General features: G+C 69.5%; 11 protein-coding genes. 2 read left to right on the plus strand and 9 right to left on the minus strand.

Translation table 11 applies throughout. The features are described from left to right. The first annotated feature begins 169 nt into the window (after positions 1–169). Positions 170–2,938, plus strand: a complete 2,769-nt coding sequence (locus tag EIP75_RS00385) for a winged helix-turn-helix domain-containing protein (RefSeq protein WP_233584602.1) — start codon at positions 170–172, stop codon at positions 2,936–2,938. A 4-nt stretch (positions 2,939–2,942) separates the two neighbouring features. Here the strand turns inward: EIP75_RS00385 and EIP75_RS00390 are convergent, their stop codons facing one another. Next, positions 2,943–4,100, minus strand: coding sequence for an acyl-CoA dehydrogenase family protein (locus EIP75_RS00390; RefSeq protein WP_125241242.1), 1,158 nt, complete (start codon positions 4,098–4,100; stop codon positions 2,943–2,945). A gap of 29 nt (positions 4,101–4,129) precedes the next feature. Next, on the minus strand, positions 4,130–5,317 hold the full coding sequence (locus EIP75_RS00395; protein WP_125241243.1) for an acyl-CoA dehydrogenase family protein: 1,188 nt from the start codon (positions 5,315–5,317) through the stop codon (positions 4,130–4,132). Positions 5,318–5,455: 138 nt separating this feature from the next. On the opposite strand from EIP75_RS00395, the gene EIP75_RS00400 reads away from it, so the two are divergent. Further along, positions 5,456–7,102, plus strand: a complete 1,647-nt coding sequence (locus EIP75_RS00400) for a GMC family oxidoreductase (protein ID WP_125241244.1) — start codon at positions 5,456–5,458, stop codon at positions 7,100–7,102. Positions 7,103–7,186: 84 nt separating this feature from the next. Here the strand turns inward: EIP75_RS00400 and EIP75_RS00405 are convergent, their stop codons facing one another. From EIP75_RS00405 to EIP75_RS00435, 7 genes are all read right to left on the minus strand, one after another. Beyond that, a complete protein-coding gene (locus EIP75_RS00405) occupies positions 7,187–9,253 on the minus strand; it encodes a CocE/NonD family hydrolase (protein ID WP_125241245.1) in 2,067 nt (688 codons plus the stop codon). A 144-nt stretch (positions 9,254–9,397) separates the two neighbouring features. Next, positions 9,398–10,402, minus strand: a complete 1,005-nt coding sequence (locus tag EIP75_RS00410) for an AraC family transcriptional regulator (RefSeq protein WP_125241246.1) — start codon at positions 10,400–10,402, stop codon at positions 9,398–9,400. A gap of 73 nt (positions 10,403–10,475) precedes the next feature. Further along, on the minus strand, positions 10,476–11,756 hold the full coding sequence (locus EIP75_RS00415; protein WP_125241247.1) for a lipase family protein: 1,281 nt from the start codon (positions 11,754–11,756) through the stop codon (positions 10,476–10,478). Positions 11,757–11,862: 106 nt separating this feature from the next. After that, positions 11,863–12,597: a Crp/Fnr family transcriptional regulator gene (locus EIP75_RS00420; protein WP_125241248.1), complete on the minus strand. Its 735-nt coding sequence runs from the start codon at positions 12,595–12,597 to the stop codon at positions 11,863–11,865. Between the two features lie 8 nt (positions 12,598–12,605). After that, the gene (locus EIP75_RS00425; protein WP_233584603.1) at positions 12,606–14,030 is read right to left on the minus strand and encodes a putative bifunctional diguanylate cyclase/phosphodiesterase; all 1,425 of its coding nucleotides are present in this window, start codon (positions 14,028–14,030) and stop codon (positions 12,606–12,608) included. A gap of 140 nt (positions 14,031–14,170) precedes the next feature. Then, complete coding sequence (locus EIP75_RS00430) at positions 14,171–15,460, minus strand: hypothetical protein (RefSeq protein ID WP_125241249.1); 1,290 nt, start codon at positions 15,458–15,460, stop codon at positions 14,171–14,173. A gap of 167 nt (positions 15,461–15,627) precedes the next feature. Continuing rightward, the gene (locus tag EIP75_RS00435; RefSeq protein ID WP_125241250.1) at positions 15,628–17,076 is read right to left on the minus strand and encodes a GntP family permease; all 1,449 of its coding nucleotides are present in this window, start codon (positions 17,074–17,076) and stop codon (positions 15,628–15,630) included. Positions 17,077–17,137: the final 61 nt, after the last annotated feature.

The raw sequence follows: 17,137 nt of genomic DNA on the forward strand, positions 1-17,137 counted from the left end.
TGTAATCGCCTGGGCACTGTATGAAGACGTGTCCAGCGGCAACATCGTCACTTCGGACGATTTGGCCGTGGTGTCGCGCAGTGCGTGGAAACCCTCTGACCCCGGCCCCTGGATTCGCTCAAGATGGCCGCTTCTTCGAGGTCCATGGCCTCGCCAGGAGAGCCGGTTCATGAGTCAGTCCTTCATGCCATCGCCCCCCTCTTCTGCCGCCACGACCGATCCCGGATCGCCCTGGGCGGCCGTGCTGGCCGGCAAGATCAGCCCCCCCGCCACCAGCCCGAACCAGGTTCGGCGCCGGGCCATCGTCGAGCGAGCCGGCGGTGCGTCGCAGGCGCGCCTGGTGCTGGTGCGCGCGCCCGCCGGCTACGGCAAGACGACGACGATGGCCCAGTTGCGCGAGCGCCTGTCGGCCTCGGGCGTGGGTACGGCGTGGCTCACGGTTGATCGCGCCGACAACGACCTGCCGCGTTTCCTGCAGTGCCTGGCCGCCGCCGTGGCGCACCTGGTGGAGGGCGGCCGGGCCCGCGGTCTGCTGGGCCTGGTGGACCAGCTGTCGGCCTGCGAGCATCCCTTCGTGCTGTTCTTCGACGATGTGGAGTGCCTCCACGAATCCTCGGTGCTGGGCATGATGCGCGAGCTGATCGAGCACCTGCCGCATGGCGGGCAGGTGGTGGTGGGTTCGCGCAACGTGCCCGAGCTGGGGCTGGGCCGCCTGCGTGTGCATGGACAGCTGCTGGAGGTCGATGCCGAAGACCTGCGCTTCAGCCTGGACGAGACCGGCCGCTTCTTCGAGCAGCGCGGCAAGGGCCCGCTGCCGGCCGAGGCGCTGCGCCAGCTGCACAGCAAGACCGAAGGCTGGATCGCGCCCCTGTGGCTGGCCTCTGTGGCGCTGGACCGCCATGGCCTGGACAACGCCTTCATCGCGCAGTTCTCGGGCTCGAACGTGGCCGTGGCGCACTACCTGGCCGATGCCGTGCTGGCGCGCCAGCCGGATGAGGTGCGGCAGTTCCTGCTGCGCACCAGCGTGCTGGGCCAGCTCGATGCACCGCTGTGCCATGCCCTGGCACCCCGCGCCGAAGGCCAGACCCTGGCCGACAGCGAGCGCATGCTGCAGCGTCTGGAAGCGGCCGACCTGTTCATCCGCCCCGTGCTGCCGACGGCGGGCGTCGCGGGGCACACCCCGACGCGGCGCAGCTGGCGGTACCACAGCCTGTTCGCCGATTTTCTGCGGGCGCAGCTGGCGCGCGAGCAGCCGCACGAGTTCACACGGCTGCACCTGGCCGCCTCGGGCTGGTACGAGGCCAACGGCCGGCCGGTGCCGGCCATCGAGCACGCCATCGAAGGCGGCGACATGCCGCATGCGCTGTCCCTGCTGTCGCAGCATGCCCAGCGCTTCCTGGAGCAGGGCCGCATGCGCCTGCTGCACCGCTGGTTCGGACTGATCCCCGAGGCTGACCTGGCCGGGCACCCGCGCCTGGAGGTCATCGCCCTGTGGGCCACCTGCTTCGTGCACGGCCCGGCCCAGGCCAGCGTGCAGCTGCGCGACGCCCGCTGCAACCAGTCGGGCGATGCCACCGTGCAGGTCAAGCTGCGCGCCCTGCGCCCCTTGCTGCTGGCCATGACCGACCGCTACGACGAGGCGATGGCGGCAGGCCGTGAGGCGCTGGAGCACATGCCCACCGGCTGCCCTTTTTCCGACATCGGCCTGATGAACGTCCTGGCCCACGTGGCCTGGGTGCTGGGCGATGCACCGACCTCGCACCAGTTGCTGGACCGTGCGCGCCGCACGCCCAACAGCAATGCCTTCACGCGGGCCTACACGGAGTCGGTCGAGGGCATGCTCGACCTGCACGAGGCGCGCCTGCACCAGGCCATGGCGCGGCTGCGCATGGCCCTGGGCGACAGCGGCATGCCGGGCCACTCATCGCATGGCAACACCTGGGGCGGCGTGCTCTATGCCAGCACGCTGTACGAGGTCAACCGGCTAGACGATGCCCAGCGCCGCCTGAATGTTTACCTGCCGCATGCCAGCGAGGCCGGGTTGCCCGACCACATGATCATGGGCCACGCGATGCGTGCGCGCATCGCCCACGCGCGGGGCGATGTGGTGCAGGCCATGGACATGCTGGCCGACCTGGACTACCTGGGGCACCAGCGCCGGCTGCCGCGCGCCGTGGCCGCGGCCTGCCTGGAGCGCGCGCGCATCCAGGTCCTGCAAGGGCAGGCACGGGCCGCGCGCGAGTCGCTGGCCAGCGCGGACCTGCCCGGCCTGTGGGATGAGCCGCTGATCGCCAGGCTGCCCTCGCATGACCTGGAGTACCCCGCGCTGGGCCAGATGCGCTGGGACCTGGCCTTCGGGGATGCGGCGGCGGCCCTGCCGCGCATCGAAGCCGACCTGGCCATGGCCGAGGTGAGCGGCCGCCAGCGGCGGGCCATGAAGCTGCGCCTGCTGCTGGCCCTGGCCCAGCACCGCTGCGCGGACATCGCGGCCAGCACCCAGTCCATGGAGCTGGTGCTGCGCCAGGCCTGCCAGGAGGGCTTCGTGCGCCTGGTGCTGGACGAGGGCAGTGCGATGCTTCCGCTAGTGCAGCGCCTGCAGGCGCGCCTGGACGATGCAGGCATGGCCTGTGGCGACGCGGTGTGGGTGGAGTACCTGCAGAGCCTGGCGGCGGCCCTGGAGGCCTTGCCCCGCGCCGTGGGCAAGGCCGAGGTGGAGGCGGCCTCGCCCGCGCAGGGCAGTGCCGCGGCCATCACGGCCCAGGAGGTCCGCATCCTGCAGTTGCTGGCCGAGGGGCATTCCAACGGGGCCCTGGCCGCGCAACTCAAGGTCTCGGACAGCACGGTGCGCACGCACCTGCGCAACATCAACGCCAAGCTCAACGCGCACAACCGCATGCAGGCGGTGGCCGCCGCACGGCGTCTGGCCGTGATCCCCTGATCTGTCAGGCGGCGTGCTGCGCGGCGGCCAGTCGGGCGACCCGGTCGATGTGCCAGTCCGCCGGGCCGAAGCGCTGCTCGATCATGGTGGCGCGGCGGAAGTAGTGGCCAATGGCCAACTCTTCCGTCATGCCCATGCCGCCATGCAGCTGCACCGCACCCTGGCCCACCGTGCGGCAGGCCCGGCTCACGCAGACCTTGGCCGACGACACCGCGGCGGCGCGCTGTGCCTCGGGGGCGTCCAGCAGGGCCGCGCTGGCGGCCGTGATCGCGGCGGCCTGCTCCAGTGCCAGGTGCATGTCGGCCAGACGGTGCTGCAGGGCCTGGAAGCTGGCGATCGGCGCGCCGAACTGGCGGCGCTGCCGCGCGTAGTCCAGCGTGTCGTGCATCAGCCGGCGCATCACGCCCAGGGCCTCGGCGCAGGTGGCCAGGGTGGCCTCGTCCAGCACGGGCTCCAGCAGGGCATGGGCGCCACCTCGCGGGCCCAGCACCTGGCCAGGGTTCACGGCCACCTTGTCGAAGAACAGCTCGCTGGCATGGCCGCCATCGATGGTGCGCAGATCGGTGCGGCGGATGCCGGGCGTGCCGGCGGGGATGCACAGCAGGGACAGCGCCTGGGCATCGCCATGGGCCTGTGGGTCGCAGGCGGTGACGAGCAGGTCCGTGGCCCAGCGGGCACCGTGCACCACGGTCTTGTGGCCGTGGAGCACCAGCCCGTCGCCATCCGCGCGGGTCTGCAGGGTGGTGCGCAGGCCCTGCAGGCCATGGCGCGCGGTGGCCTCGGTGTGGGCGAAGGCGACCAGCGCATGCCCGTCGACGATGCGGCCGATCATCTGCCGCCAGGCGGGATCGGGGCAGCGCTTGAACACGCCGCCCGCGATCACCACGGTGGACAGGTAGGGCTCGGCGCACAAGGCCTCGCCCAGGGTCTCCATGATCAGCAGGTTCTCCGGCATGCCGCCGCCCAGGCCGCCGTGGTCTTCACCGAAGGCGGCGCCCAGGATGCCCAGGTCGTGCGCGAAGGCCCGCCACAGCGGTGGGGCGTCGAGCGCCTGGTCGAGCTGGTGCAGGCGTTGCTCCAGGCCGTGCTGATCGGTCAGGAAGCGGGCCAGGCTGTCGCGCAGCATGCGCTGGGTGTCGTCGAGGTCGAAGGTGGTGCTCATGGGCGCTGGGGGTGGGGCAGGGCAGGTGCTCAGCGCGACAGGATGTCGGCCGCGATGAGGTTGCGCTGGATCTCGTTGGTGCCGGCGTAGATGGAGGCGGCGCGGTCGTTGAGGTAGGCCGACATCGAGAAGGCCGCCTCTTCGGGGACGCCCAGCCCCTCGCAGTCGGGCATGGGCACGCGCAGGTGGCTTTGGTGGGCGGCGATGGCCACGCCCAGCTCGGTCAGGTGCTGGCGCAGCTCGGTGCCCAGCAGCTTGGTCATTGAGGGGCGGATGCCGGGGGGCTCGCCCCGTTCGTGCGCCTGCAGGGCGCGCATCTCCAGGGCTTCCACGGCGTCGATGCGGCAATGGGCATCTGCCAGCGCGTGCCTCAAGCGGGTGTGTTCGGCCTCGCCGTGCAGGGCCGGGTCGGCGAAGGCCGCGTCCAGCGCCGCATGCAGGCGCCGCAGGCGTGAGCGCAGCTGAGGTGCCCAGGGGTTGCCGCGCTCGTGCTGCAGCAGGTACTTCGCGATGGCCCAGCCCTGGTTCTCCTCGCCGATCAGGCCGCTGGCCGGCACCCGCACGTCGTCGAAGAACACCTGGTTGAGCTCGTGGTCGCCCGAGATGCTGATGATGGGGCGGATGGTGATGCCTGGCGTGTCCAGGTCGAAGCACAGGAAGCTGATGCCCTGCTGAGGCTTGCCGCCATTGGCCGTGCGCACCAGGCAGAACATCTTGTTGGCGTACTGCGCGTGGGTGGTCCAGATCTTGGTGCCGTTGATCACGTAGTGATCGCCATCGCGCACGGCCTTGCATTGCAGCGAGGCCAGGTCGGAGCCCGATTGCGGCTCGGAGTAGCCCTGGGCCCAGTAGTCCTGGCCCGAGAGGATGCCGGGCAGCCAGCGCTGCTGCTGCGCGGGCGTGCCGAACGCGATGATGACCGGGCCGACCATGCCCGTGCCCATGGGCGCCAGCGGCGGGGCATCGGCCTCGCACAGCTCGCGGTTGAACAGGTAGTGCTGGCGCGGCGTCCAGTCCGTGCCGCCATGGGCCACGGGCCAGCGCGGGGCGCTCCATCCCCGCTGCGCCAGGAGGCGGTGCCAGGCGATGCCTTCCGGGTGGTCCGAGAAGATGCCCGAGCAGCGGCGGCCGGCTTGGCGCAGCTCATCGGTCAAGGCTTCTTGCAGGAAGCGACGCACATCGTCGCGGAAGGCCTTGTCGGCGTCGGTCAGGACCATCGGGGATCGCTCCAGGGGCTGGCGGTGGCGCGAGTGTTCCAGGTTCGAGCCCTGGGCCCAATCGTCGAAACTGACGAAAGCGCCAACCGTCCGATCCGACGATGGCGAGGCCACCGGCGGCGCCCCAGCATCCCGGCCATGAAAACCGTGACCCCTTTCAAGCCGGACGAGGTGTTCGACGTCATCGTCGTGGGCGGTGGCACCGCCGGCAGCGTGCTGGGCGGGCGATTGAGCGCCGACCCCGGCCTGCGTGTGGCGGTGCTCGAGGCTGGCGGCGCCGGCGACAGCTGGGTCGTGCGCACGCCGGCCGCGGCGGTGGCCATGCTGCCGACCCGCCTGAACAACTACGCGTTCGAGACCGTGCCGCAGGCCGGGCTGGACGGGCGCCGCGGCTACCAGCCCCGGGGGCGCATGCTGGGCGGCTGCTCGGGCATGAACGCCATGGTCTACATCCGCGGCCATGCGAGCGACTACGACCAATGGGCCTCGCTGGGCAACCCGGGCTGGTCCTATGCGGACCTGCTGCCTTATTTCCGGCGCAGCGAGGACAACGACACCTTCGAGGATGCCTTCCACGGCCGCGGCGGCCCGCTGCCGGTGAGCGCCTTGCGCACGGGCAACCCCTTCCACGCGCACTTCCTGCAGGCGGCGCGCGAGGCCGGCTTCCCGCTCAACGACGATTTCAATGGTGCGACGCAGGAGGGCCTGGGGCCTTACCAGGTGATGCAGCGCAACGGCGAACGCTGGAGCGCGGCGCGGTGCTTCCTGCACCCGCACATCGGCCAGCGCCCCAACCTGTCGGTGCGCACGGGCATGCAGGTGACCGGGCTGTTGTTCGACGAGCGGCGCGTGGTGGGGGTCGAAGCGGTGTACCAGGGCCGCCTGGTGCGCCTGCGCGCCCGGCGCGAGGTGGTGCTGAGCGCGGGTGTGTTCCTGTCGCCCCAATTGCTGATGCTCTCGGGCATCGGGCCCGGCGAGCAGTTGCAGCGCCTGGGCATCGCCGTGCGCCACCACCTGCCCGGCGTGGGCGAGAACCTGCAGGACCACCCGGATTTCATCTTCGCCTACCGCGCCCGCAGCCTGGACCTGATGGGCTTCTCGCCAGCGGGCCTGTGGCGCACCGCGCGCGAGATCGGCCGCTACGTGCGCCATCGCACGGGGGCCATCAGCAGCAACTACGCGGAGGCGGGCGGCTTCCTCAAGACCGACCCGTCATTGGCCGTGCCCGACCTGCAGCTGCACTTCGTGGTCAGCATCGCCGAGGACCATGCGCGGCGCCTGCACGGGGCGCATGGCTATTCCTGCCACGTGTGCCTGCTGCGCCCACGCAGCCGCGGGCGCGTCAGCCTGCGCAATCCCAACGCCCTGGAGGCCCCGGACATCGACCCGGCCTTCTTCAGCCACCCGATGGACCTGGAGGACATGGTGCGCGGCTACAAGGTCACGCGGCGCCTGATGGATGCACCGGCCCTGGCCTCACGGCGCCAGGCCGACCTGTTCACGCACGGCATTGACACCGACGAGCAGATCCGTGCCGTGCTGCGCGCCCGCACGGATTCGGTCTACCACCCCGTGGGCACCTGCCGCATGGGGCCCGATGCCCTGGCCGTGGTCGACGCGCAACTGCGCGTGCACGGCATGGAGGGCTTGCGCGTGGTGGACGCCTCCGTGATGCCGACGCTGGTGGGCGGCAACACCCAGGCCGCGGTGGTGGCCATCGCCGAAAAGGCGGCCGACCTGATCATGGGCCGTGTGCAGGCGCAGGCCGGCCCCATGGCCGCTTGAGCGGGGGCACACAAGGCAAAAGCCCCGGGCAGCGGCTGTGGCACCGGGGCTTTCGCGGAAGCGCCCCGAGGGGCGCTGGGGCGGTCAGTTCAGCGCGCTGGTCGGCACCACCGGCAGCACCACGCTGGAGGGGCGTGCCGCGTCGTTGAAGATGGTGGTGATGCCACCGGCGGCCTGCGCCTGGCTAGGCAGCGGCCACACGCCCATGGCCTGGTTGCTGGCGCTGATCGCGATGCGCAGCTTCTGGCCCTTGCGGATCACGGCGGCGGCCGGGAACACCTCCACCGGCACCAGCACGGGCTGGCCGGGGACCACGGGCAGGCGGGCGGCCTCGGTGAACGGGTGCCACGGCTGGATCATCACGCCCTTGATGTAGCGCGAGCGGGTGGTGTCCACCGCGCGGTGGCTGACGGCCTGCAGGCCGGTGGACAGCGGCGTGGCCTTGCCCAGGATGTCGACCGCGTCGATGCGCACCGACACGGCGGCTTCGCTCCTGGTGGTGGCCACCCAGATGTCGGCCTGGATCGGGCCGTTGATGTAGAGGTCGCTGGTCTGGTAGGGCGTCTCGTAGATGATGGCGCCCTGCGACTTCTCGACCGTGTTGCTGTTGGTGTAGCAGGCCTTGGGCAGCAGGCCGGAGATGCCCAGCGACCACTGCACCATGCTGCTGGAGCAATCGCTGCCGTCGTTGATCTCGACCCCGGCGCTCACGGTCTTGCCCGAATCGTTCTTGGCGTAGGTCACCACGGCAGGCTTGGGCTCCTTGACGAAGCGGGCGGTCTCGCCGCTGGCCGGCTTGGCGGCCGTGAGCGTCTGGTTGCCGCGCAGGTACAGGCGCGTGGGTGTGAGCTGCGGGTGCGGCCAGTCGGTGGACTTGGTGTAGCGCGTGCTGCCCAGCAGGCCGTAGCCTTCGACGAACTGCGTGACGTTGGGCAGGGTGGCCGCGCCGGTGTTGATGCCGCGCAGGTACTGGTCGAACCACTGCAGCATCAGCGAGGCCGAGCCCGGCGCGCCGTTGCCCAGCAGGGTGTTGGCGCCGCTGGCGGCGGCCAGCACGGCCTCGACGTGCGAGCCCTTGACGATCAGCAGCTTGGCGTTGACGTTCTTCTTGAGTTGCTCATAGATCAGCGGCTCGTCGCGCTGGAAGATGTCGTTGGACGAGCCGACGATGAAGGTGGGCACCTTGATGCTGCCCGCGCCCTCGACCGGCGAGCGCACGGCCCAGAAGTCGCCGTCGTCGGTGGCATAGCCGCTCACGCCGGTCATGGCCTGGTCGACGGTGGGCAGGTACCAGCTGTCGATGGAGGCGATGTGCTCCTGGTTGGCGGCCTCGATCTGCTCGGACCAGGTCGGGAAGTTGATCTTGGCGATGTCGTTCTGCACGCTCAGCGTGTGCGTCAGCGGCAGCCACAGGCTGATGAACTTGGCGTTGAGCAGGCCGCCGATGCCGACGGTGCCGCGGTACGCATCGCCCATGGGCACCTGCGCGAACACGGCCTTCACGGCGGGGTGCTGCTGGCGCGCGGTCTGCAGGCTGGTGATGCCCAGGTAGGAGGTGCCGGCCAGGCCCAGCTTGCCGTTGAACCACGGCTGCTGGGTGACCCAGTTGACGGCAGCGGCGTAGCCTTCCTGCTCTTCGGTGCCCAGCAGGGCGCCTTCGCCGCTGGACATGCCGGTGCCGACCACATCGACGGCCACCGAGACATAGCCGCGGCGCACCATGAATTTGTCCTGGCCACCGACCAGCAGGGAGTTGCCCGTCTGCACCAAGTAGCCCAGCAGCTGGCCCAGGTCGATGCGGTAGGCGGTCTGCGTGAGGATGGCAGGGAAGGCGCCGGCCACGGGTTTGCCCTTGGCATCGGCCGGCACGGTCACGCGCACGGCCAGCTTCTTGCCGTCGGCCATGGTGATGAACTGCAGCGGCAGGCTCACGGCATCCGCGTAATCCTCTTTGCGGGTGTATTCCTTCCACGTGCTGCCCGCATTGCTGGTGACCGCGGCGTTGTCGCTGGCGGTGGTGCCGCGCGTGCCCAGGGTGGTGGTCTGGGCGGTGGCGGCGGTGCCGGCGCACAGCGCGATCAGGGCGGCAACGGTGCTGCGCAGCGCGAAGGACTGCGCCGAGCGGCGGGCCGTGGTGGTGGACGTGGACATGCGGTCTCTCCTCAATGGACGGTATGGACGCTTGGATGCTTATGGATCGAGATGCTAGGGGCGAGTGTGCAGCGATCCAATGGCCGCAGTGACCAATCTATTTGCCGTGGCGGGCGGGACTTACCCTGCACGCATCCAGGGGGTTCAGGGCCTGCGGCCTTCGCGCCAGTCCGACGGCGTCACGCCCGCCCAGCGGCGGAAGGCCCGGTGGAAGGTGCTGACCGAGGAGAAACCCAGGGTGTCGGCCACCTGCTTGAGCGACAGGGCCGCATCGGCCAGCAGGCGCTCGGCCACCAGCCGCTGGCACTGCTGGAGCAGGTCGGAGTACGACAGGCCCAGCATCTGCAACTGCCGCCGCAGCCGCCGCTCGCTGATGCCCAGGCGCGCGGCCGTGTCCTGTACCGAGAGCTGCTCCGGAAAGGCCTTGAGCAGGCATTGGCGCACCTGCTCGGCCAGGTCGTTGCCGCTGGCCTTGGCCGACAGGGCCAGCTCGGCGCGGGTGCGCGCCGCCAGGTAGGCGACCGGGTCGTGCGAGGGCTGCACGGCGTCGAGCAGGGCCCGGTTGAAGCCGATGGCGCACACCGGCTGCCCAAAGCTGACGTGGCGCCCGAAGGCCGCCGCATAGCGCGTTGCCTGGCCCTCAGGGCAGGCATAGGGAAACTGGATCTGGTGGATGTCCCTGGGCTCGGCACCGGCCAGGCGCAGCATCTGCATCGCGCCGCAGGCCACCTGCTCGGTGCGGAAGTGCCCGCTCAAGCCCTGCTGCACCAAGGCGTCGATCTTCAGGCGGGCATCGTGTGCCGTCTCTGCCAGTTCGATCTCGCAGCGGTCGAGCGCCAGCGGGCTGAAGTGCAGCAGGTCGGCGAACACCTGGCGCAGGCTGGGCGCCGACAGGGCCAGCGGGGTGAAGAGCCGGAACTGCATCATGGCGATGCTCTTGCCCACCACCAGGCCGAAGCTGGGGTCGCCGCTGGCTTCCACCGCGGCGGCCATGGCCCGGTCGAACACATCGAGGGACACCCAGGTGCCGTGCTGCTCCAGCGCGTCCAGCGAGTCGATGCCGCAGCGCTTCAGAATGAGGCTGGCGTCGAAGCCCTCCACGTCGAGCGCGGAGGCCAGGATCTTCAGGTGGGTGGGAGAGACACGCATGCGGCCGTCAGTGTCCGGCGTTTTAAACGCGCACAGGGCGGCCGCATGCTGCGGGCTTTCCCTAGGGTTGGAGTCACTTGCAGCTGGTGCTCGTGATCGCCTTGCCCGCCAGGCGGGCCTCCAGGTAGTCGAACGCGCCCTGGAAGCCGAGGAACACCGAGGTGATGTGCTCGCCCAGCACCTGGCGGAACGTGGTGGGCACGCCCTGCTGGCAGTAGGTCGTCACGAGGCCCTTGACGTCATCCACCGGCATCACCTGGTCGAAGAGGCCGTTGTACAGGTAGGTGGGGGCGCCGGGCTTGCGCTGGCCCAGACGGTTCAGGGCCACCACCTGCTGCACGGCGGGCACGGCCAGGATGTCGGGCACGGTGGTGTAGCTGGCCATCTTCTTGAAGGCGAAGGAGCCCACCACGTCGGGAGTGCCACCCAGGAACTGGCCGGCGCACATGTCGCGGATCTTGACCAGCATGGCCTTGCCTTCTTCGTTGGTCAGGGCATCGACATCCACCTCCGGGTAGGCGCGGCCCAGGGCCGAGACGGCGCCCATGTACAGGCCGGCGAACAGCTTGCCATCGACCTTGCGCGCCACGTTGCCCATGTCCACGGGGACGCCGCCCGCGGCCACGCCGACGATGTTGAGCTCGGGCGCGTAGCTGCGGTAAAGCTCGTTGGCCCAGGTGCTGGCGATGGAGCCGCCCGAGTAGCCGGTGAGCACGGCCGGGGTGGCCGCACCGCTCAGGCCCAGGGGCAGGAAGCGCTCGGCCGCGCGGATGGCGTCGAGCACGGCCTGGCCGGAGTTGCGGCCCACGGTCCACAGGGATTGCAGGCCTTCGTAATCCGGTACCACGGCCACCCAGCCCTTGTTCAGGCCACTTTGCACCAGGGCCTGCTCCAGCGCGGTGCCCTTGGCGATCTGATAAGAGGGCGCGCAGTTCAGCGTGAGCGCGTCGTAGGCCGTGTTGTAGACATAGAGCTTGCGGTTCTTGGCGGGCGCGGTGGAGGGCAGCAGCGCGGCGGTGACGGCGGCCACGGGGCGGCCCTTGTGGTCGGTGCTGCGGTACATCAGCTGCCAGGCCTGGCCCTTGACCGGGAACAGGTAGTAGGCCTTGGCGCTCATCTCGCGGTAGCGCAGCACGTCACCAGGCTGGGCAGCCTGCAGTTCGGCCTCTGAAGGCGCGGTGTAGAAGGCGTCGTCACCCGGCTTGGCCACGGGCGATGCCAGCGGGGGCCAGGCCTGGGCGGCGGCTTGTGCCACGTGGCAGGCCGCCAGCGACAGCAGCGAGGCGCCGATCCAGCGCGCGAGGAAGGCGCCGCCCAGGCGGCGGGCACCAGCAAAGCCAGGTCGTTCGAGCATGTCTTGTCTCCGTGAGGTGGTTGGTCCGGGAGTGGACTGTGCGCATGCCTGACGAAGGACGGTGTCGATTTATCGACAGAGACCGGGAAACCCCGATCAAGGGTTGTCACTCGGGTGAGCGGATCAGGGGCAGCCAGTTCTCGAAATGCACCTTGGCCTGCAGGGCGGCCAGGTCGGTGATCTCGACCTTGTTGTAGGCCAGTTGCAGCAGGCCTTCGGCCTTCAGGCGCTGCAGGGCCTGGTTCACGGTCTGGCGCGACATGCCCAGCATGTCGGCCACCTCCTGCTGCTGAACGCTCACGCGCTGCTTGGTCTCGCCGGCGCCGGACAGGCTCGATTGCGCGAGCATCAGCAGGATGCGCGCGACGCGCAGATCGTTGGAATCGACCTTGCGCCCTTCGAGCACGAACAGGGCCAGCCGCAGCTTCTGCGTGAGCAGCAGGGCGAAGTGGAACCAGTGCTCGGGCTGGCGGGCCAGGTGCTCGCGCAGGATCACGTCGCTGAGCCACAGCACGGTGGCGGGCTGCTCGGCGCGCACATGGTGCACACGGGGCAGGCGGTCGTACAGGCCCATCTCGCCGAACCAGCTGACGGGCTCGAGGTGCACCTGGATGGATTCGTCGCCGTGCTCGCTGACGTCGAAGGCCGCGAGCCGGCCTTCCAGCGTGGCGTAGATGCCGTTGGTCGCGTCGCCGCGCGAGAACAGGCGCTGGCCTGCCTGCAGCCGGCGCGGCACGCCGATCTTGAGCAAGGCCTGCTGCAGCGAGGCAGGCAGCTCCCGGTACCAGGGGTCGGTGGCGAGGATGCCCGCCACGTCGATGCGGCCTGCGCTGTTGTCCATGGAGGGGCTCAGACCACGACAGGCTTGCCGGCGGCGGGGCGTGGGCGGGGGCCCTGGGCAACTGGCATGGTGGGCGGGGTGGCCACGAGTTTTTCGAACAGGTCGATGGGCAGGGGCTTGCTGAACAGGAAGCCCTGGTAGGCCGGGCAGCCGTTCTCGCGCAGCCAGGCGAGCTGCTCGGCCGTCTCCACGCCTTCGGCGATCAGCATCAGGTTCAGGCTCTGGCCCAGCGAGACCAGCGTGCGCACGATGGCCATGTCGTTGGGATCGTTCAGCAGGTCGCGCACGAAGCTCTGGTCGATCTTGAGCTGGTCGATGGGCAGGCGCTTGAGGTAGTTCAGCGACGAGTAGCCGGTGCCGAAATCGTCGAGCGACAGGGCCAGGCCGCGGGCGCGCAGCTCGGCCATCTTGCGCACCACCTCGTCCATGTCCTTGACCAGCAGGCTTTCGGTGAGCTCGAGCTTGAGTCGCGAGGGATCGATGCCGCTGCGCTGCACGATGTCGAGCACCTGCGGCACGAAATCCGGCTGGCGGAACTGCGAGGCGCTGACGTTGACCGACAGCGTGAGCGCGGCGGTGCGCGGATGGCCGGCCCACTCAGCGAGTTGCGTGCAGGCCTTGCGCAGCACCCAGTCGCCGATGGGCACGATCAGGCCGGTCTCTTCGGCCAGGCTGATGAACTTGCCGGGCAGGATCATGCCGCGCTGCGGGTGGTCCCAGCGCAGCAGCGCCTCGGCGCCGATGACCTGGCCATGGCCGTGGCCGTCCTCACGGACCTGGGGCTGGTAGTGCAATGTGAAATGCCCCTGCGCCAGGGCCGTGCGCATATCGTCCTCGATGGCGTTGCGGGCCGTCACGTCGGCCTGCATGATCACCAGCACCATGGCGATGGTGAAGAAGCAGCTGGCGTTGTTGATCCAGACGCTGATCTCGCGCGCCTCGGGGGGCGGGATGTAGTCGGGGTTGGTGACGCCGAAGTCGCTGCCCGCGTAGAACAGCGCGACAGCGAAGCAGATCAAGGGCAGCACCACGCGCAGGTAGGTGTTTTCCCTGCGGAACAGCAGGAAGGAGGCCGCAGCCAGTGTGAGCAGGTGCATGTGCGCCGACCGGGGCACCCCGACGTCGGGCACGTCGAAATAGCAGATCAGGCTGATCACCACCAGCAGGGCATGTGCCGACAGCAGGGCCGCCAGGCGGGTGCGGTTGGTCAGGGTGCAGGCCAGGGCCGCCATGCCGACGCTGGCCAGGGCAGCGTCCATGGCCAGCAGGACCCACTTGGCCTTGAGCAGGTAGTAGGTGCCCCAGCCCAGGCCGAGGGCGATGACGATGCTGCTGCCGAACAGCAGCAACAAGGTGACCCGCCGGCGGTGCTTGTCGCTGGCGTCCAGGCCCGGCAATGGGCGTGAAAAGAAGGTGGGGCGCCTGACGGGCATGCGTGAAGGGGACTGCGGTCTGCACCGGACAGCCCGGTACAGGTTCCCGATCCTCACACACGCCCTGACCCTTGGGCATAAGGGAGAGCGAGCGGTCCTGCCAACAAAGTCCCGGTTTGCTCGCCCTCGGGCTGGCCGGGTCAGCCTTCCAGGAAGGTGCCTTCGAAGACCTTCTTGGTGATCTTGTCGGCGGCCAGGCCGCCCACCGAGGGCAGGATGCCGGCCAGCGACTCCCCGACCTTGGCGTACTGGCCCGGGTCGGCGAAGGACAGCGCCAGGTCGCTGAACACCAGCACGTTCTCGAAGACCTTCCAGCCCTTGCCCTTGAGCTTGGCCAGTTCGGCCACGCGTTTTTCGGCCACCGTGATCTTGGGCTCGGCCGTCTTGTAGCGGCTCTGGTACTCGATCACGGCGCGCAGGGCCGCGTCCACCTTCGAGGTGAAGGGGTCGAGCACGGCGTCCAGGCGCTTTTCGATCTCCTTGCGGTCCGCCGTGGCCTTGGAGGTGCCGGCCTTCTTGACCTCCTTGTCGACGTCGGCGAAGAACTTCTTGCGCGCTTCGGCGACCTTTTCGAGGATGCTGTGGAGGTTCTTGGCGGCATCGTGCGAGTTGACCTTCAGGCCCCCGAACTTGCTCTTGATGGTGCCCAGGTCATCGACCGCACCCTTGATGCTCGCCACGACGGCGAAGGGGCCGGAGGTGCCCAGGAACTGCTCCAGCAGCGCGGCGCCGGCTTCCTGGGACTTGCCCTTCTTGGTGAACTCGCCCTTGGCGTTGACGAAGCGCTGCTCGATGGTCTTGAGGTTGCCCTCCAGGCGCTTCTGCGCGGTCTCGATCTCCTGGCTGGCCGACACGATCTGCGCGCCGATGGCTGCCGTCGACTTGACCATGCCCACGATGCCGGGGATGGAGCTGGCGCCGAAGGACACCACGCCACCGGCCAGCAGACCGATGCTCACGGCCAGGCCAGCCAGGCCCGTGGTGATCTTCACGCCGATCTTGATCTTGTACTTGGTGTAGTCCTTGCGGGCCTTGACCAGCTCGTCCCAGGCCTTCAGCACGTCCTTCTGCGCACGGTCGACGGCGATCTTGCGGGCCTCTTCGATGCCCTTGTTGACGACGGTGATCAGCTTCTCGAGCTTGTCGTTCTGGCCCGCATCCTTCAGCGTGACCGCGCCCTTGTCGGTGGCCTGCAGGTTCTTGCCGATGCGGCTGACCAGGTCTTCGTAGATCTCGTTGGCCTTGTCGACCATGATGGACTGCAGCAGCGGGTCCTTCTCCACGGCCTTGACGATGGCCTTGTCGACATCGATCTCGATGGCGAAGTTCATGCCCGTGGGCGCCTTCATGACCTTGAGCGGTCCGGCGGCGGAGGCGATCGCCTTGTCCATGATGGACGAGGGCTGGGTGATGAGCTTGAGAATGGCCATGGAGACTCCTTGTTCGCGGCGACCATGAACGTAACAGACGTTACGAGGCGGGCGGGCTGTGAGGATCCGCCTGAACAGGAGGGTCCCTGAAGGGCCGTGGGGCGATGAGCCCCCGGCGGCCACGACAAGTTAGGGGGAACAAGATGGGCCAGGCAGTGTCGGCATGCCTAGAAGCTACCGACGCAGGAGCCCAGCGTGATCACGGCCACCAGCGCCACGATGGGCCCCACCACCGCCACGATGACCAGATCACGGTAGCTCTCGCGGTGGGTGCAGCCGCACACCGCCAGCAGCGACACGACCGCCCCGTTGTGCGGCAGGCTGTCCAGCGTGCCGGCGCCGATCACGGCCACGCGGTGCAGCAGGGCCGGGTCGATGCCGTGCAGGCGTGCCAGCTCAAGGTAGGTCGGGCCCAGCGCGTCGAGCGCGATGGTGAGGCCACCCGAGGCCGACCCGGTCAGCGCGGCCAGCAGGTTGGTGGACAGGGCCAGCGACACCAGGGGGCTGCCGCCCAGCCCCAGCACCCAGTCGCGCACCACCGCGAAGGCCGGCAGCGCGGCCACCACCGCGCCGAAGCCCACCAGGCTGGCCACCGACAGCACGGGCAGCGCCGCGCCGTTGGCCCCGGCGGCGACGCTGGCCTTGGGGTGGTGCAGGCGGGGCCGCTGCAGCACCAGCAGCACGGCGATGCCGGCGGCCAGTGCCAGGATCACCGACCACACGCCGGCCACATGGCTCAGGCCGATGCCACCGAAACGGGCATCGGCCAGGTAGCTGGTGTCCAGGCGGGGCAGCAGCCACAGGCTGCACAGCAGGTTCACGGCGATGACCACGACCATGGGCAGCAGGGCACGCACGATGCCGGGCAGGTCGGGCGCGGGCGGGCGGTGCGTGAGTTCGGCCGGATCGAAGTGGGTGGCCGTGCTGCCGCGTTCCCGCACCAGCGGATCGCCCGTCGGAGGTGAGGCCAATGGGCCCGGGTCATAGCCTTCGCCGGCCTGGCGCGCTGCCCGCTGCACGCGGCCCAGCCACCACAGGCCCCAGCCGAGCATGATGGCCGCGGCCAGCAATCCCAGGCCTGGGGCCGCGAAACCCGTGGTGCCGAAGAAGGGCATGGGGATGGCGTTCTGGATGGCCGGTGTGCCGGGCAGCGCCGTCATCGTGAAAGTGAAGGTGCCCAGGGCGATGGCCGCCGGGATCAGCCGCCGCGGCAGATCGGCCACACGGAACACGGCCTGCGCCATGGGCGCCAGCACGAAGAAGGCCACGAACAGGCTCACGCCGCCGTAGGTGACCAGCGCACCGGCCAGCACCACCGCCAGGATGGCGCGCTGGGAACCCAGTAAATCGGTCAGCCATTGCGCGATGCCATGCACCGCGCCGCTGTCGTCCATCAGCTTGCCGAAGATGGCCCCTAACAGGAACAGCGGGAAGAACTGCGCCACGAAACCGCCGGCGGAGGTCATGAAGGTCAGCGTCCAGTGCGCCAGCAAGGGTTCTCCGGACAGCGCGGCCGCCACCAGCGCGCCTGCGGGCGCCAGCACCAGCACGCTCCAGCCGCGGTACGACAGCCAGACCAGCAGGCCCAGCCCGAGCAGAATGCCCAACAAGCCCATTCAGAGGCCTCCGATCGCGTTCATCTTCATCTGCTTGTGTGGTCGAGGTGTTGCGTTGCAG

Origin of the sequence: Aquabacterium soli (assembly GCF_003933735.1) — a bacterium.
In the GTDB taxonomy this organism is placed as follows: Bacteria; Pseudomonadota; Gammaproteobacteria; order Burkholderiales; family Burkholderiaceae_C; genus Aquabacterium; species Aquabacterium soli.

Excerpts from the sequence above, each read along its gene's own strand:
- EIP75_RS00425 (WP_233584603.1), bottom strand. The coding sequence starts at position 14,030 with ATGCCCGTCAGGCGCCCCACCTTCTTTTCACGCCCATTGCCGGGCCTG.
- EIP75_RS00430 (WP_125241249.1), bottom strand. The coding sequence starts at position 15,460 with ATGGCCATTCTCAAGCTCATCACCCAGCCCTCGTCCATCATGGACAAG.
- EIP75_RS00400 (WP_125241244.1), top strand. The coding sequence starts at position 5,456 with ATGAAAACCGTGACCCCTTTCAAGCCGGACGAGGTGTTCGACGTCATC.
- EIP75_RS00420 (WP_125241248.1), bottom strand. The coding sequence starts at position 12,597 with ATGGACAACAGCGCAGGCCGCATCGACGTGGCGGGCATCCTCGCCACC.
- EIP75_RS00410 (WP_125241246.1), bottom strand. The coding sequence starts at position 10,402 with ATGCGTGTCTCTCCCACCCACCTGAAGATCCTGGCCTCCGCGCTCGAC.
- EIP75_RS00435 (WP_125241250.1), bottom strand. The coding sequence starts at position 17,076 with ATGGGCTTGTTGGGCATTCTGCTCGGGCTGGGCCTGCTGGTCTGGCTG.
- EIP75_RS00385 (WP_233584602.1), top strand. The coding sequence starts at position 170 with ATGAGTCAGTCCTTCATGCCATCGCCCCCCTCTTCTGCCGCCACGACC.
- EIP75_RS00395 (WP_125241243.1), bottom strand. The coding sequence starts at position 5,317 with ATGGTCCTGACCGACGCCGACAAGGCCTTCCGCGACGATGTGCGTCGC.
- EIP75_RS00405 (WP_125241245.1), bottom strand. The coding sequence starts at position 9,253 with ATGTCCACGTCCACCACCACGGCCCGCCGCTCGGCGCAGTCCTTCGCG.
- EIP75_RS00415 (WP_125241247.1), bottom strand. The coding sequence starts at position 11,756 with ATGCTCGAACGACCTGGCTTTGCTGGTGCCCGCCGCCTGGGCGGCGCC.
- EIP75_RS00390 (WP_125241242.1), bottom strand. The coding sequence starts at position 4,100 with ATGAGCACCACCTTCGACCTCGACGACACCCAGCGCATGCTGCGCGAC.